12 protein-coding genes and 1 tRNA gene are annotated in these 16376 nt (G+C 37.6%); 12 read left to right on the top strand and 1 reads right to left on the bottom strand.

What is annotated here, in order from left to right; genetic code table 11:
• Position 1 precedes the first annotated feature (1 nt).
• The 3 genes from AAEY68_RS18545 (at position 2) to AAEY68_RS18535 (ending at position 3738) form a co-directional block, all read left to right on the top strand.
• Positions 2-71: transfer RNA gene (locus AAEY68_RS18545), tRNA-Glu, on the top strand.
• A gap of 282 nt (positions 72-353) precedes the next feature.
• The gene (locus AAEY68_RS18540; RefSeq protein ID WP_350586669.1) at positions 354-3221 is read left to right on the top strand and encodes a M16 family metallopeptidase; all 2868 of its coding nucleotides are present in this window, start codon (positions 354-356) and stop codon (positions 3219-3221) included.
• 250 nt (positions 3222-3471) lie between these two features.
• The gene (locus tag AAEY68_RS18535; protein WP_024591534.1) at positions 3472-3738 is read left to right on the top strand and encodes a DksA/TraR family C4-type zinc finger protein; all 267 of its coding nucleotides are present in this window, start codon (positions 3472-3474) and stop codon (positions 3736-3738) included.
• Between the two features lie 284 nt (positions 3739-4022).
• Here the strand turns inward: AAEY68_RS18535 and gloA are convergent, their stop codons facing one another.
• Positions 4023-4424, bottom strand: coding sequence for a lactoylglutathione lyase (gloA, locus tag AAEY68_RS18530; RefSeq protein WP_010555329.1), 402 nt, complete (start codon positions 4422-4424; stop codon positions 4023-4025).
• Positions 4425-5083: 659 nt separating this feature from the next.
• Here gloA and AAEY68_RS18525 point away from each other — a divergent pair.
• From AAEY68_RS18525 to AAEY68_RS18485, 9 genes are all read left to right on the top strand, one after another.
• Positions 5084-5962: an NAD(P)-dependent oxidoreductase gene (locus AAEY68_RS18525; protein WP_007585320.1), complete on the top strand. Its 879-nt coding sequence runs from the start codon at positions 5084-5086 to the stop codon at positions 5960-5962.
• A gap of 148 nt (positions 5963-6110) precedes the next feature.
• Entirely contained in the window at positions 6111-8369 is a 2259-nt protein-coding gene (locus tag AAEY68_RS18520; protein ID WP_350586668.1) for a chondroitinase-B domain-containing protein, read from the top strand.
• Between the two features lie 5 nt (positions 8370-8374).
• Positions 8375-10585, top strand: coding sequence for a heparinase II/III domain-containing protein (locus tag AAEY68_RS18515; RefSeq protein WP_024592293.1), 2211 nt, complete (start codon positions 8375-8377; stop codon positions 10583-10585).
• Positions 10586-10590: 5 nt separating this feature from the next.
• A complete protein-coding gene (locus AAEY68_RS18510) occupies positions 10591-10935 on the top strand; it encodes a cupin domain-containing protein (protein ID WP_002962963.1) in 345 nt (114 codons plus the stop codon).
• 2 nt (positions 10936-10937) lie between these two features.
• Positions 10938-12245 carry an MFS transporter gene (locus AAEY68_RS18505; protein WP_024592292.1) on the top strand — a complete coding sequence of 436 codons (1308 nt, stop codon included), beginning with the start codon at positions 10938-10940 and terminating at the stop codon, positions 12243-12245.
• A 74-nt stretch (positions 12246-12319) separates the two neighbouring features.
• Entirely contained in the window at positions 12320-13252 is a 933-nt protein-coding gene (locus AAEY68_RS18500; RefSeq protein WP_024592291.1) for a sugar kinase, read from the top strand.
• 229 nt (positions 13253-13481) lie between these two features.
• Positions 13482-14099 (top strand): bifunctional 4-hydroxy-2-oxoglutarate aldolase/2-dehydro-3-deoxy-phosphogluconate aldolase, encoded by a 618-nt coding sequence (eda, locus tag AAEY68_RS18495; RefSeq protein WP_007585331.1) that lies wholly within the window; start codon positions 13482-13484, stop codon positions 14097-14099.
• 14 nt (positions 14100-14113) lie between these two features.
• Positions 14114-15196, top strand: a complete 1083-nt coding sequence (gene fbaA, locus AAEY68_RS18490) for a class II fructose-bisphosphate aldolase (protein WP_007585332.1) — start codon at positions 14114-14116, stop codon at positions 15194-15196.
• Positions 15193-16155 carry a class 1 fructose-bisphosphatase gene (locus AAEY68_RS18485; protein ID WP_010555334.1) on the top strand — a complete coding sequence of 321 codons (963 nt, stop codon included), beginning with the start codon at positions 15193-15195 and terminating at the stop codon, positions 16153-16155. The genes fbaA and AAEY68_RS18485 overlap by 4 nt, the downstream gene beginning before the upstream one ends.
• The last annotated feature ends 221 nt before the right edge of the window (positions 16156-16376 follow it).

Below are 16376 nucleotides of genomic sequence, written 5' to 3'. Positions count from 1 at the left end.
CATCGTCTAGAGGCCTAGGACACCGCCCTTTCACGGCGGTAACAGGGGTTCGAATCCCCTTGGGGACGCCACTTACTATTTTAAGTATTGTATAAAGCAGTGTTACATAACACTCTATATGCACGATGTTATTAAGAGTATCAATCTCTTAGCTATGTCATTTACTACTTAGATAGGGAAGTGCAGTGTTATTAGAATAAAACCACAAATTAACACCGTCATTTCACACTTCATTTTTATATCAATCTATTTACACTTTGTTACAAAACCAAACCCATAATCGCTCCATATTCCTTGTTGTACTTTTAATTAGTCTTTAAACTCATTGAGTTAATTTAAATATGGACTAAAAAATGAAACTCACAAAAATTGCACTTGCTGTTTTACTTGCATCAGGGTTGGCTGCATGTAATAGCTCAACTCAAGCTGTTGATAAAAATATTGTTACAGAAACATCAATTCCTGGCGTTACACTTATTGAATCAGTGAAATCTAATGCAGGTGAAATCAACATACCGTATAAAAAATATAAACTAGATAACGGTTTAACTGTAATTGTGCATGAGGATCATTCAGATCCCTTAGTACACGTTGATGTAACATACCACGTTGGTTCTGCTCGCGAAGAGTTGGGTAAGTCAGGCTTTGCTCACTTTTTTGAGCATATGATGTTTCAAGGTTCAGAGAATGTTGCTGATGAGGAACATTTTAAAATAATATCTGAAGCAGGCGGTACTTTAAATGGTACAACTAACTCAGATAGAACAAATTATTTTGAAACAGTACCTGTAAATCAATTAGAAAAAATGTTGTGGCTAGAAGCTGATCGAATGGGCTTTTTACTCGATGCTGTAACCCAAGAAAAATTTGAAGTACAACGCGAAACAGTAAAAAATGAGCGCGGCCAACGTGTTGATAATCGCCCTTATGGTCGTTTAGGTGAACGTGTTGCTCAAGCGATGTATCCAGATGGTCATCCATATTCATGGCCAGTAATTGGTTTTATGGACGATCTTAATCGCGTAAATGTAAATGATTTAAAAGCATTCTTTTTAAAGTGGTATGGTCCTAATAATGCAACGCTTACTATTGGTGGCGATATCAACGCTAATGAAATACTGCCATTAGTTACTAAATACTTTGCACCAATTCCAAAAGGCCCTGAAATCCCTACAGTAGAAAAAACAGCTGTAACACTAGATGCTGATAGATATATTTCAATGGAAGATAAGGTACATTTACCTTTATTAAGTATGAGTTTCCCAACTACTTACGCTCGCTCTGAAGATGAAGCACCTCTTGATATACTTGCTGAAATATTGGGTGGTGGTAATAATTCACTACTATACAAAAACTTAGTTAAAACTCAACTTGCTGTTCAAGCAAGTGCAAATCATCCATGCCAAGAGTTAGCGTGTTCAATTAGTCTTTATGCTTTACCAAATCCTACAGCAGGGAAAACGTTAGCTGATATGGAAAAAATCATTCGTGATTCATTTGTTGAATTTGAAGAGCGTGGCGTTACACAAGATGATTTAGATAAAGTAAAAGCTAAAATAGAATCGGGTGCAATTTTTGGTCTGCAAAGCGTATCAGGAAAAGTCTCTCAACTAGCCGCGTCAGAAACGTTTACAGGTAACCCAAATTCAGCTAAAGATGAGATTGCACGTTATAACAAAGTTACAAAAGCTGATGTTATGCGTGTTTTTAATCAATATATCAAAGGTAAATCTGCCGTTATTATGAGTGTTGTACCAGAAGGGCAAACTCAACTTATAGCTGCTCCAGACAACTTTACGCCTAAATCGCATGATTTTGGAGGTCCATCTACAACTTCAGCTGATGATTTAGTGGCACGAAGAGCTGTTGATACATTTGATCGAAGTGCTCATCCAGAGGCCGGCGCAAATCCTGCTGTTGATGTTCCTACTCTTTGGCAAACTAAGACCGAAAACGGTATTAAAATATTAGGTACTCAAAGTACAGAAACGCCAACTACCGCTATTTTCATTAAAGTTCCGGGTGGCCTGTACAGTGAGCAAGCTAGTAAAGTGGGTTTATCATCAATAACTGCATCGTTAATGAGCGAGTCAACGCAAAACTACACTACAGAGCAGATGAGTAACGCGCTTGAAAAACTAGGTAGCCAGGTAAGTATCTACTCAGATAAAACACATACAAATGTGTATGTTTCTAGCTTAACCAAAAATGTAGATGCAACGCTAAAGCTTGTCGAAGAAAAGTTATTTAAACCAGCATTTAATGCAGATGACTTTGAGCGTAATAAAAAGCAAATCATTCAAAATATTCAACATTCAATGAAGGATGCTGGGTATTTAGCATCTAATACATATAGTAAATTACTATATGGCAACAATATAGCTGCACTTCCAAGTACTGGAACGCTTAATAGTATAGAGGCTATTACACTTGCTGACGTTAAAGCTTTTTATAACGCAAACTTTAAACCGCAGGGCGCTCAAGTCATTATTGTTTCTGATTTAAAAGAGTCAACAATTGAACCAAAAGTTAAAGCTACACTTACAAATTGGAAAGGTAAATCGAGCTTAGTAGCGGTTGATTTCAGTGAACCTAAAGTAGAAACTAATGTAATTTATTTGGTTGATAAACCAGACGCTCCTCAATCAGAAATTCGTATAGGTAAACGCGATATGGTTGAAGATATTACAGGTGAGTTTTTTAAAGCTAACTTGATGAACTTTGCACTTGGTGGCACGTTTAACAGCCGTATCAATCTAAATTTACGAGAAGATAAAGGCTACACTTACGGTGCTCGCTCTCGTTTCTGGGGTGATAAAACATCAGGTGGCTTTACCGCTTCTGCAGCGGTGAGAGCCGACTCTACTGCAGCGTCTATTACAGAGTTTACTAATGAGCTTAATAACTATGCTCAAAACGGTGTCACTGACGAAGAGCTTATGTTTATGCGTAAGGCTATCAATCAAAAAGATGCGCTTAAATATGAAACGCCTAATGCAAAACTTGGCTTTTTAGCACAAATATTAGAGTTCGATTTAAAACCTAGCTTTGTAAAAGAAAGAAATGAGATTGTTAGCAATATTAGCAAAGAAGAAGTTAACGCCTTAGCTAAAAAGCACTTAAATACTAAAGACATGATTTATTTAGTAGTGGGTGATGCTAAAACACTTCGTCCAGAGCTCGAAAAATTATGTATGAAGGTTGTTGACTACAGCCTTTAATATTTAAATAAATCATTGGAATTATAAAGCAGCTTTTTTAGCTGCTTTTTTTTGCCTAATTGTAGAGTGTTGAACTTTTTGTGAAAAATAGATTACAAGGAGCAACTACAGCATCTTTCTTTAGATATAAAATATAATTTTGTAGCTTAAACCTTCAAAGGGCATCACATTCCTAGCTCTTTTATTCAGTACTTATAAAGATTCGATTTGGTAGCATAAATTTAAACATCCAACTTTATTAGGAGGATTTATGGCAAGTGGATGGGCACGAGACGGTGCAATTCAAGATCAAATTGATGCGAGTGTTAATGACGCCGTACAGTATGCAAGAAGCAATTTAATATCTGGCGCAAGTGCAGAGCTATGTGATGAGTGCGATGAGAAAATCCCACAAGCACGAAGACTCGCGTTACCAGGAGTGCGCTACTGTGTTGCATGTCAAGCTGCAATAGAAGGTAATGATGCTAGCGCTAAATCGTTTAATAGACGTGGCAGTAAAGATAGTCAGTTGCGTTAAAAAGGTGCTGAAAAGCACCTTTTTACTTAATACCAATCTGCATAAATATTTGAACAATTTATAAAATTAAACCCCTCCATAGTTATACCAACCAGCATAAATCTTTGATCAATTTAACGAATTAAATTGCACTATAACGTCGTTAAAAATTTTTTATTTAGAACAACTAGATACAAAAATTTTTGCCTAGTTCTAGCGTAATTTTCTTAACGTTAAATAGACCCCATATATAAGCAGATTGGCATTAAGCAAATTGTTATTACTTGAATTAGTTGTTAAGTAATTTAAAATTTACTCATGTCATCTTTTTTCTGAATAAGTTCTATTGAATAACCATCAGGGTCTTTTACAAAAGCAATTTCAGTAGTACCACCTTTTACAGGCCCAGGTTCACGGCTTACATTACCACCGGCTGCTTTAATATCAGCACATGTTTTGTAAATATCATCAAATTCAATGGCTATATGGCCATAAGCATTACCCAGGTCGTAGCTATCCTCGTCCCAGTTATAAGTTAACTCTAATACTGTATTATCTGCTTCGTCGCCATATCCAATAAAGGCAAGAGTGTATCTGTATTCACTGTTATCAGCTCTGCGTAATTCCTTCATACCTAATACTTCAGTATAAAAAGCAATTGATTTGTCTAAATCCGCTACACGCAGCATAGTATGTAATAAACGCATTATTCAGTTCCTTTAGTGATTTTTCAAAGTTCAGTATATTTTTAACTAAGCGCTATTATTAGGCGCATTTTGTGGTTTTTATATGTATTAGCCATATATGTAGGCGTTACGTACAAATCACAACCTCAATACCATTTAGAGTTGGAAGCTGTTCACGTATGGTCTTTATAATTTTACCAATAACATCAACTGTAAATTACCAATTAATGAACCATTTTATTGAATTTTGCATATTTAAATAAAGAACACTCAATTATTGGTCAACCTATTAGTATAAAAAAAGTTACTGATTGTTCAACAAAAGTTAACCTATGTCTGATTGGGTTTGTTATATCTAACTATTTGTTTTTAATTGATATTAAATTTATTTGTATGTAATTTGTAAAAATACGGGATTTACTTGGTTAACTTATTGGTTAACTTATTGGTTGACAAAAAAGGCGTATGGTAATACAGTTTTTGCATACCAATTGGTAAGTTGCTTGGTTTGAGTGAATACAATGTATTGGTAATTAATCAGAGTTACGTTTTGCACAGGTTAATTTATAAATAACTCAAGCTTAAAGTTACTCTACAAATTGAAACAAAGACACAGCGTATTTTAAAGTAGATTTTACTTGTTCTTATAAAAGTATGCGCCACATATTTAGGAGTTATTCATGTCAAAACCAGTCATCGGTTTCATCGGCTTAGGCTTAATGGGCGGCAACATGGCCGAAAATTTACAAAACAAAGGCTATGAGCTAATTGTTATGGACCTTAGCAAAGATGCGGTTGCAGCATGTGTCGCTAGAGGCGCAAAAACAGCAAGCACTGCTAAAGAGCTAGCTGAAGGTTCAGATATTGTTATGTTTTGTCTTACAACTTCTGCCGTTGTAGAAAAAATCATTTATGCAGAAGACGGTATCCTAGCGGGTATTAAAGAAGGTGCAGTACTAGTTGATTTTGGTACTTCTATTCCATCATCTACTAAAAAAATTGGTGCTGATTTAGCAGCTAAAGGCGCAGGCATGATTGATGCTCCTCTTGGTCGTACACCAGCACATGCTAAAGACGGCCTTTTAAACATCATGGCTGCAGGCGATATTGATACATTCAATAAAGTTAAACCAGTACTAGAAGATCAAGGTGAAAACGTTTTCCATCTTGGCGAGCTAGGTGCAGGTCATACAACTAAGCTTATCAACAACTTCATGGGCATGACTACAGTATGTGCTATGTCACAAGCATTTGCAGTTGCAGAGCTTGCTGGTGTTGACCGTCAACAACTTTTTGACATCATGTCGACTGGTCCATCTAATTCACCGTTTATGCAATTTTGTAAAAACTATGCAGTTGATAATGTTAGCGACCTTGGTTTCTCGATTGCTAATGCAAACAAAGATTTAGGCTACTTCCTACAAATGGTAGAAGACCTAGGTACTGAATCAAAAATCGCTGAAGGTTCATCAGCTAACCTACAAGCAGCGTTTGACGCTGGTATGGGTCAAGGTAACGTTCCTGAAATTTTTGATTACTTCAAAAAGCTAGAAAAGTAATACTTCTCGACCTTATTGAGCGCTTTAAGCTTTTGGCTTAAGGCGCTTTAACACACATGACACCAATTGACTAAAGTCTTTGTGCAATGTCAGCTTTTTTAAATTCTGATGAAGCACTACTTTCAGTCACAACGAAAAAGAGTTAACTATGCGTTTGATTAACACAATAAAGCTTAGTCTAGTTCTCATCGGTTGCATATCCACACAAATAGCGGCCAAAGATTATTTTGTAGAAAGTAAACAAGCTTTTAATGATATCGCAGCTAATCTAGTTGCTGGCGACAAAGTAGTACTTAAAAATGGTACTTGGTCTGACTTCGAAATCCTACTTGAAGGCCAAGGTACAAAAAACTCTCCTATTTTATTGACCGCTGAAACTAACGGTAAAGTAATTTTATCGGGTCAATCGAACCTAAGACTTGCAGGTAAATACCTTGAAGCCTCAGGTTTAGTATTTAAAGACGGCTACACACCGAGCTCAGCTGTAATAGAGTTTCGTAAAAATAAAAATGAATTAGCCTACAATTCACGAGTTACTCAAACAGTAATCGATAATTACAGTAATCCAGACAAACGAGAGTCTGATTATTGGGTTGCATTATATGGACAACATAACCGCTTTGATCATAGTCATTTAGTTGGCAAACGAAATAAAGGTGTGACAGTTGCTGTTCGTTTAAACACTCAAGCAAGTCAGGAAAACTATCACCGCATAGACAACAACTATTTTGGCTACCGTCCAACTTTTGGTTCGAACGGTGGTGAAACCCTACGTATTGGCACCAGCCATTACTCATTAACTGATTCGCATACATTGGTAGAAAATAACTATTTTGAACGCACCAATGGTGAAGTAGAAATTGTGTCGGTTAAGTCAGGTAAAAACATCCTTCGTAATAACGTATTTTATGAAGCGCGCGGTACATTAACGCTGCGCCATGGTAACGGTAACCTTATAGAAGAAAATATTTTTATTGGTAATGGTGTTGACCACACAGGTGGTATTCGCGTTATCAATAAAGACCAAATTGTAAGAAATAACTACCTACAAGGTCTAACAGGGTATCGTTTTGGCAGTGGTTTTACTGTGATGAACGGCGTACCAAATTCATCTATAAATCGTTATCACCAAGTTGAAAATGCGACAATTGAAAACAACACATTTATAAATGTGCGTCATATTCAACTTGCCGCTGGTAGCGATGCTGAGCGTAGCGCTGCACCTAAAGATAGCGTAATGAAAAACAACTTAATCATAAATCAAGATGGTGAACAGCCATTTACAACATTTGATGATGTAAGCGGGCTGGTACTAAGTAACAACATTGCTGATACAAAAGTACTTTCTGAGCTAACGTACGGTGTAAAAAAAGAAAAAATCACGCTTAAAAAAGCAAGTAATGGTCTACTTTACCCAACATCTAAAAGTTTAAATGTAGGTGCAAAGCGCGATTTAAAAGTACTTAAAAAAGAAGATACCGGTGTTAGCTGGTATGCAAAAGTACCTGCTTTAGTTGATTTTGATTCTGGTAAGACACATTCTGTTAAAGCTGATGTAAGTGCATTACTAGACGCTATTGATAATGCCGAGTCGGGTGATGTTCTAGAACTAGCGCCTGGCCAGTATGATGTTTCTAAACTGGTTAAAATTGATAAAACGTTGACAATTAAAGCAAAGCAGAACACAAAGTCTAAACTTACTTTTCAACGCTCTACCTTGTTTGAAATACATGATGGCGGCAGCTTAAAACTAGATGGTTTATCTATTTCAGGTGAAAACGCGCCAGATGCAATAGGTAACAGCATTGTTCGTACGCAAAAATGGGGTATGGTTGATAATTACCGCTTTGTAATGACTAACTCACAGTTAAATGCTTTAGATATTAATCATTCATTCCATTTCTTTATCACTGGTAAAGGTGCAATGGCTGACGAAATTATTATTACAGGTAATACCTTTAATACAGTAACCGGTGACATTTTACGTCTAAATACTGAAATTGAAGACTTAGGTGTCTATAACGCGGAATACGTTATTGTAAATAATAATACATTTAATGATGTGCAAGGTGGTGTACTTAAGCTTTACCGTGGTGGTACTGATGAAAGTACATTTGGCCCTCATTTTGAAATGACAAATAACACGCTTAATAACGTTGGCCTTGGTAAGCGTAACAAAGAGCAAGCGAGCATTTATGTTCACGGTGTTCAGGTTACTAATATCAAAGATAATAAATTTGTTAAATCTGCTCCTATTGTTGTAGAGCACACAGTAGGCGAGCCTAAAACTGAAATCTCAGGTAATACATTTGATGCAACTAAAGCACCAAGTGTTAAAGAGTTAAGAGTTAAAGGCCCACATACAGCAGTATTAAAAAATAACAACATTTTAAATAAGGCAGGGTAAATACTATGTACTTATTAAAATGCCAAACAGGTTTTAAAATAGCGGCTGTAGCAGCACTTACATTACTTACATCATTGGGTGCGCATGCAGCGCACCCAAACTTAGTAATTACTACTGATGACGTAAGTCATATGCGCCAAGCAATAGGCAGCGAAGGTAAATTTTCTACTGCGTTTGAGCTATTAAAAGCGCAAGTAGACGAACAAATAGCTCAACCAATTGCGGTACCTGTACCAAAAGATGGTGGTGGTGGTTATACACATGAACGCCACAAAAAAAATTATCAGCTTATGTATAACGCAGGCATCATTTATCAACTAAGCCAAGATGATAAATATGCAAATTACGTGCGTGATATGTTGCTTGAGTATGCAAAATTATATCCAACGCTTGGTCTGCATCCAAAACGTAAAATGGACTCGCAAAATCCAGGTAAGTTTTTTTGGCAAAGCCTAAATGAAGCAATGTGGCTTGTGTACACAATACAAGCTTATGATCTAATTCATGACTCGTTAAATGCCGATAACATTAAAACAATCGAGAATGACTTACTACGTCCTGTTTCGTTGTTCACATCAGTAGGGCAACCCTCTACATTTAATAAAGTACATAACCATGGAACATGGGCAACAGCGGGTGTTGGCATGGCAGGGTATGTATTAGGCGAACCTGAGTGGGTAGAAAAATCATTATACGATTTAGAAAAGTCGGGTAAAGGTGGCTTTATTAAGCAGCTAGAAATGCTGTTTTCACCACAAGGTTACTATAACGAAGGTCCTTACTATCAACGCTTTGCACTATTACCCTTTGTAACGTTTGCTAAAGCGATTGAAAACAACGAACCACAACGAAAAATCTTCGAATATCGCGATGGCATATTATTAAAAGCGATTGATACGACGATTCAACTTAGCTACAACGGTTTGTTTTTCCCAATTAACGATGCAATAAAAAGTAAAGGTATCGATACCATTGAGTTAGTTAATGGTGTAACGGCAGCGTATGGCTTAACCAACGATGCGGGTTATTTAGATATTGCTAAGCAACAAGACCAAATAATTCTCTCTGGTGATGGACTAAAAGTAGCTCAAGCACTTGATAACAACATGGCAAAACTTTATTCGTTTAAATCTGTTGCCTTCGGCGATGGTAATGACGGTAAACAAGGTGCTCTAGTTGTAATGAGAACGCAGGTAGGTGGCGATCAAGCTCTACTATTTAAACCTGCTGCACAAGGCTTAGGTCACGGTCATTTTGATAAACTAACATGGCAGTTTTACGACCACGGTAATGAAATTGTATCTGATTATGGCGCAGCACGTTTTTTAAATGTAGAAGCTAAATACGGCGGTCGTTATTTACCTGAAAACGAAACTTACGCTAAACACACTGTTGCGCACAATACGGTAGTGGTTGACGAAACAACGCATTTTAATGCAAATGTTGAAGTAGGAAATAGTAATTACCCTACACTTAACTTTTTCGAAACGAATGAATACGGCACGGTTTCAAGCGGCGAAATAAGCACAGCTTATAAAGGCGTTGATCTTGAACGTACGCTTGCACTTATTAACTTACCTGAACTACAAAGCACAGTTGCACTTGATATATTTGATGTTGCAGCAAATAAAGCACATCAGCTTGATTTGCCTTTGCATTATAAAGGTCAGCTTATAGATACCAGCTTTGAGCTAAAAGCGAATGCAACACAACTGTCTGCATTAGGTACTAAAAATGGCTACCAGCATCTATGGCTTAAAGCTCAAGCGCAACCTCAAAGTGGTTTAGCTAAAGTAACGTGGTTAAACGAAAATGGTCGCTTTTATACGCAAACGAGTTTGGTTAAAGGTGATGAGTCTTTCTTGTTTACTCAAATAGGCGCAAACGACCCTGATTTTAACTTACGCAACGAAAACGGTTTTATTCGTCGTGTTGAGGGTCAAAAGCATCATAAATTTATATCTGTATTAGAGCCTCACGGTGAATACAATCCAAGTAAAGAATATACGTTAGAAGCTGTTAGTAGAGTTACAAAGCTTGAATATAGTCAGCAGGGCGATTTAACACTTGTTGAACTTGATATTAAAGGCAAGTCATATTTAGTGGCTATTAATAAAGCACCAACCTCAGCTAAAAATACATTCAATTATCAAAATAAAGAGTTCACTTTAAATGGCCGATTAGGCGTTTATATGATGAACAATAATCAGGAGTAAATAGGATGCAAAAGCAAAGCGCAAACTTTTCATTTGGCAACGAGACCGAAATTGAAGATTTAGGAAATGGTCTAAAACGTCAAATGCTAGGTTATAACGAAGAGCTAATGGCTGTTAAAATTTGGTTTGAGAAAGGGGCTATTGGTTATAACCATGCTCACAGACATTCTCAAGTAACGTATGTTGTTGAAGGTGAGTTCCACTTTAACATTGATGGCGTCACTAAAATCTTAAAACCGGGTGATAGCTGCTTAATCCCACCATTTGCTGATCATGGAGCTACCTGCCCAACAGGCGGAATCCTGATTGATACTTTTAGCCCAGCGCGTGAAGACTTTCTTGAGGATTAATTATGCAACTTAAAGGCTTACGTTGGTGGGTTATAGCGCTAATTGCGCTAGCTACCATTATTAACTATATCGACCGTCAAGCACTTAGTGTGCTTTGGCCGGACATTGTTGAAGATTTATTTCCTGATGAATCAGCGCTAGAACGCAAACAAATATACGCTAATATTTCAATTGTGTTTGTATTTGCTTATGCATTTGGTCAAGCCATATTTGGTAAAATATTTGACTGGGTAGGCACACGCTTCGGTTTTGTTTTATCGATAGGTGTTTGGTCTATTGCAACCGTTGCACATGCATTTGCACAAGGTGTACTTAGCCTTAGTATTTTTCGCGCAATCTTAGGTGTAGCAGAAGCCGGTAACTGGCCGGGCGCAGCTAAAGGTAATGCTGAATGGTTTCCTACTAAAGAGCGCGCCTTAGCACAGGGTATTTTTAACTCTGGCGCTGCTATTGGCGGTATTATTGCTATTCCTTTAATTGCTTATTTAACTATCTACTTTAGCTGGCAAATGGTGTTTGTTTTTGTGGGCGTATTAGGTTTTCTTTGGTTAGTGCCTTGGTTAATTTTGGTTAAAGCGCCGCCTAGCTCTCATCCTTGGCTTACTGCACAAGAGCGTGAATATATCTTAACAGGTCAAAGACGTGTTGATGATAATGGCGATGTAACAGGTGAAGACGAAGAAGAATATAACCCTTCAACTGCTGAGTTACTTTCTCGTAAGCAAAGTTGGGGTGTAATTATTGCCTCTGCTGCGATTGACCCTATTTGGTGGTTATTTGTTTTTTGGATACCTATTTACCTAAACGAAGTATACGGCATGGATGTTAAGTCTATTGGTATATATGGTTGGGTACCTTATGTTGGCGCTATGTTTGGTGCTTGGTTTGGTGGCTTATTAGCTCAAAACCGACTCAAAGCCGGTTGGAATACAGATAAAACACGTAAGCTAACTATAACGCTGGGCTGTTTAATTATGTTACCTGCATTACTTGCAATGGCAAATCCAGGCGGACCAACGACAGCGGTACTAATTATGGCTGTTATATTATTTGGTTTTCAAACTGCAATTGGTAACGTGCAAACACTACCAAGTGATTTGTTAGGCAAAAAAGCTGTAGGTACATTATCAGGTTTCTCTGGTATGGCGGCAAAACTTGGTGCTGTAGGCCTTACATCGCTTGTACCTATTCTTACTGCTGATGGTAATTATACGCCAGCATTTGTTATTGGTGCTTCTTTAGCCATTATAGCAATGGCAGCTGTTTGGATTTTAATTCCAAAAATAGAACCTCTTAAAAAGCCTCAATAATCTAGATAATAACTGCTATGCCAACATGTTTTGTATAAGCGCATAGCAGTTAACTACATAGGGTAACTTCCAAGATGAAAAATATTTACTTTATCGGTGAATGCATGGTCGAGCTTAGATCTATGAGCGCAGCCACACTACACCAATCATTTGCAGGCGATGTTTATAATTCTGCAGTGTATTTAAAACGTTGCTTCCCGCAGGTTACTACTTCGGTTGTTACGGCTTTAGGTCAAGATAATTTAAGTAAAAAAATGCTAGAACGCTTTGAAAGTGAACAAATAAATACACAACTCGTATTTGCTCACGATACCAAAGTACCTGGCATGTATTACATAGAAACCGATGAGCATGGTGAGCGTAGCTTTATTTATTGGCGTAATGATTCTGCAGCTAAAAAGGTTGTTGATTTTTTAGATGCTGATGCACTCGAGCAGCTTAGCCAAGGTGATATGTTTTTCTTTTCAGGAATTTCATTAGCAATAATTGAAGAAAGTGCACGTGAGCATTTTTGGAAAGTTGTAGAGCAGCTCAAAGATGCTGGGGTTAAAATAGTTTTTGATCCTAACTACAGAGCGCGTTTGTGGAATAGTGTAGAGGAAACTAAAGAGCAATATCATTTAGCCTTTACGCTTGCAGATATTACCCTACCTGGCGTTGAAGATTTAACAACACTTTATGACGTTCATAGCGTAGAAGCGGTTGTTGAATATTTAAAACCTTACCAAATTGAAGAAATTGTTGTTAAAAATGGCCCTGAATCGGTAGTGACAAAAGAGGGAAATACCCTTCAAAGCCACACTATAATACCGGTAACAAATGTTGTAGATACTACATCTGCAGGCGATGCTTTTAACGGTGTTTACTTAGGTGCTCGTTTATCTGATAAACCAATTTCGAGTGCTGTACAACTTGCTGCAAAAGCAGCAGGTGCTGTTATACAACAGCCAGGCGCTATTGCTCCAAAAGATATATTTCAGCTAGCAATGGTTGAAGCTGGTATCTGATACCAATTTTATTAAAAACATGATCACCTTAGCGTATTAAATAACTCACTAACTACGTTAAAAATTATTTATATAGAACAACTATGTATCATAATTTTAGCCTTGTTATTGAGCTATTTTCTTGTCGCTATAATAGCTCATTAATTTAATGCAATTGGTATAACAAAATAATTAAACATTAAAGGCCGCCATACCTCGGCCGCATTACTTTTTATAAAGGAACAACGTTATGACTCGCTTTTCTGAACTTATGTCAGGACAAACACTGCTACCTATAATTCAAGCTGATACGCCAGAGCAAGGTGTTCAAATAGCGAAAGCTATGGCTAACGCTGGCCTTACTTTAGTTGAAGTAGTACTAAGAACAGAGGCTTCTTTAGAAGCATTAAAAGCTATTAAGGCACAAGTGCCAGAGCTAAAAGTCGGTGCGGGTACAGTCATAAATACTGACATTTTAGAGCAAGCACTTGAAGCGGGTTCTGACTTTATTGTAACGCCAGCGGTGTCTCCTGCATTACTTACAGCACTTGCTAAATGTAATGTGCCGGTACTTCCTGGTGTATCAAACACCGGTGATATTTTAATGGCGCTTGAATATGGCTTTGAAGAGCAAAAATTATTCCCAGCATCGCTTGCCGGTGGCGCTCCTTTTGTATCAGCTGTGTCGTCAGTATTTAGAGCAGTCAGCTTTTGCCCTACAGGTGGTGTTAGCGAAAGTAACAAAATGGACTATCTTTCTTTAAATAATGTATTCGCCGTTGGCGGTACTTGGATAGCGAAAAAAGAGTGGGTTGAACAAGAAAATTGGCAAGCAATTACTGATTCTTGTATCCAGGCTTTAAAATAGAAAGGATTTCATAAATGAATTATTTAGCCCCAACAATACTGCCAGGCGTAATCGTTGGCGATGAAGTAAGTGCTGTGTATGAACATGCGCGTACTAATCAATATGCGTTGCCAGCGGTAAATGTTGTTAGTACAACATCTATAAATGCGACGCTAGAAGCTGCTAAAAAGAAAAACTCGCCCGTTATTATTCAGCTTTCTAATGGTGGAGCTCAATTTTTTTGTGGTAAAAGCTTATCTTTACCGGAGCAACAATCAGCAGTGCTTGGGGCGGTAAGTGCTGCAAGATATGTACATTCAGTGGCAGCACATTATGAAGTAGCAGTGATGCTTCATACTGATCACGCAGCTAAAAAGCTACTACCTTGGATTGATGGTTTGCTTGATGAAGGTGAAAGACACTTTGAACTGACTGGCAAACCACTGTTTAGCTCGCATATGATTGATTTGTCAGAAGAGCCTTTAGAAGAAAATATCGAAATTTGTGAACGTTACTTAACGCGTATGGCAAAAATAGGTATGACGCTTGAAATTGAGCTTGGCTGCACGGGCGGCGAAGAAGACGGTGTTGATAACTCACACCTAGACAGCTCTTCTTTATACACTCAGCCTGAAGATGTTGCATTTGCTTACGAACGTTTAAGTCGTATTAGTCCTAACTTTATAATTGCAGCGTCTTTTGGCAATGTTCACGGTGTATATAAGCCAGGAAACGTTGTTCTTACACCAACTATTTTAAAAGATTCACAAGCTTACGTATCAGAAAAATTTAATCTACCAAGCAACTCAATTAACTTTGTATTTCATGGTGGTAGTGGTTCTGAGTACGATAAAATTGCAGAGTCTTTAACCTATGGTGTAGTTAAAATGAATATTGATACCGATACGCAATGGGCGTGTTGGACAGGTATTTTAGACTACTACAAAGATAACCAAGCATACCTACAAGAGCAAATTGGTAACCCTGATGGGGATGATAAGCCAAACAAAAAATACTATGACCCTCGCGTATGGTTGCGTCATTCAGAGCAAAGTATGGTTGCAAGACTAGAGCAATGCTTTGACGATCTAAATTGTGTAAATAGGTATAGCGCATGAAAAGACTAAATACAGTATTAAAAGAAGACGGTGTAGATACCGATCTTATTTTACTTATTCGCACAATTTTAGCGACCAGTAAAGAAATTGCTTTTCGAGTAAGCCAAGGTGAATTAGCCGGTGTTTTAGGTTCAACATTGAATGAAAACATCCAAGGTGAAGTTCAAAAAAAGCTAGATGTAATTGCAAACCAACTACTTAAAGACATACTACTTGACGACAGCAGCGTTCGATCAGTTGCATCAGAGGAAGAAGATCATGCGGTAGGTGGCCATCCTGAAGGTAAGTTTATTGTTGCTTTTGACCCACTAGATGGCTCTTCTAATATTGATGTTAATGGGCAAATAGGCACTATATTTACTATTTACTTAGCCCGTGATGATGTTGCCTTCGACAGCGACGAGCAATTTAGTCAGCCTGGTGTAAATCAAGTATGTGCAGGCTATGTGTTATACGGCCCTTCATCATTACTTGTAATGAGTACTGGCGGTCCAACGCGTTGTTATACATTAGACTCAACGCATGGCGGTTATCTACTGACAAATAAGCAGTTAAGTGTGCCAGAGCAGAGTCGTGAATTTGCCGTTAATATGGCTAACTACCGTTATTGGGACGAACCGACACAAGTGTATTTTGATAAATTGCTTTACACCTGTGAAAGCTTTGAAAAAAGCTCAATGCGTTGGAATGCAGCGATGGTAGGCGACGTTCATCGTATATTATGCCGAGGCGGGTTATTTTTGTATCCGCAAGATAAACGCAGTGGTAACGATAACGGAAAAATAAGACTGCTTTATGAAGCAAACCCGTTAGCGCTTTTAGTTGAAAACGCAGGTGGTAAAGCAACCTCTAGAGGAACGCGTATTTTAGATATTGCGCCAACTAGCTTGCATCAACGTGTGCCTGTTGCTTTGGGCTCAAATGAGCCTGTAGAGTTTTATAATAACGCTATTTTATAAACCAGTACTTAATAAAAAAGGGGCAAGAAAATAGCCCCTTTTTTACCCTTATTTTTATTCTCTTTGTAAATAACCCTTCCTATACAAACTCACTTCATTTCTTAATTTTCTTATAGTCTTCAAATAAGAATACTTCATATATGTTAAATAAATCTTATTTATTTAACACCATGTAAAACCAATTTTTTACTCTAAGGTTATGTATTTTCGCAGTAATTGTG

The sequence above is a fragment of the Pseudoalteromonas sp. RB2-MNA-CIBAN-0110 genome (assembly GCF_040309305.1).
In the GTDB taxonomy this organism is placed as follows: Bacteria; Pseudomonadota; Gammaproteobacteria; order Enterobacterales; family Alteromonadaceae; genus Pseudoalteromonas; species Pseudoalteromonas arctica.
This window is presented reverse-complemented; position numbering and strand designations above follow the sequence as displayed.

Coding starts and splice junctions, on each gene's coding strand:
- AAEY68_RS18535 (WP_024591534.1), top strand. CDS start 3,472: ATGGCAAGTGGATGGGCACGAGACGGTGCAATTCAAGATCAAATTGAT.
- AAEY68_RS18515 (WP_024592293.1), top strand. CDS start 8,375: ATGTACTTATTAAAATGCCAAACAGGTTTTAAAATAGCGGCTGTAGCA.
- fbaA (WP_007585332.1), top strand. CDS start 14,114: ATGAATTATTTAGCCCCAACAATACTGCCAGGCGTAATCGTTGGCGAT.
- AAEY68_RS18505 (WP_024592292.1), top strand. CDS start 10,938: ATGCAACTTAAAGGCTTACGTTGGTGGGTTATAGCGCTAATTGCGCTA.
- AAEY68_RS18520 (WP_350586668.1), top strand. CDS start 6,111: ATGCGTTTGATTAACACAATAAAGCTTAGTCTAGTTCTCATCGGTTGC.
- AAEY68_RS18500 (WP_024592291.1), top strand. CDS start 12,320: ATGAAAAATATTTACTTTATCGGTGAATGCATGGTCGAGCTTAGATCT.
- eda (WP_007585331.1), top strand. CDS start 13,482: ATGACTCGCTTTTCTGAACTTATGTCAGGACAAACACTGCTACCTATA.
- AAEY68_RS18485 (WP_010555334.1), top strand. CDS start 15,193: ATGAAAAGACTAAATACAGTATTAAAAGAAGACGGTGTAGATACCGAT.
- AAEY68_RS18525 (WP_007585320.1), top strand. CDS start 5,084: ATGTCAAAACCAGTCATCGGTTTCATCGGCTTAGGCTTAATGGGCGGC.
- AAEY68_RS18540 (WP_350586669.1), top strand. CDS start 354: ATGAAACTCACAAAAATTGCACTTGCTGTTTTACTTGCATCAGGGTTG.
- gloA (WP_010555329.1), bottom strand. CDS start 4,424: ATGCGTTTATTACATACTATGCTGCGTGTAGCGGATTTAGACAAATCA.
- AAEY68_RS18510 (WP_002962963.1), top strand. CDS start 10,591: ATGCAAAAGCAAAGCGCAAACTTTTCATTTGGCAACGAGACCGAAATT.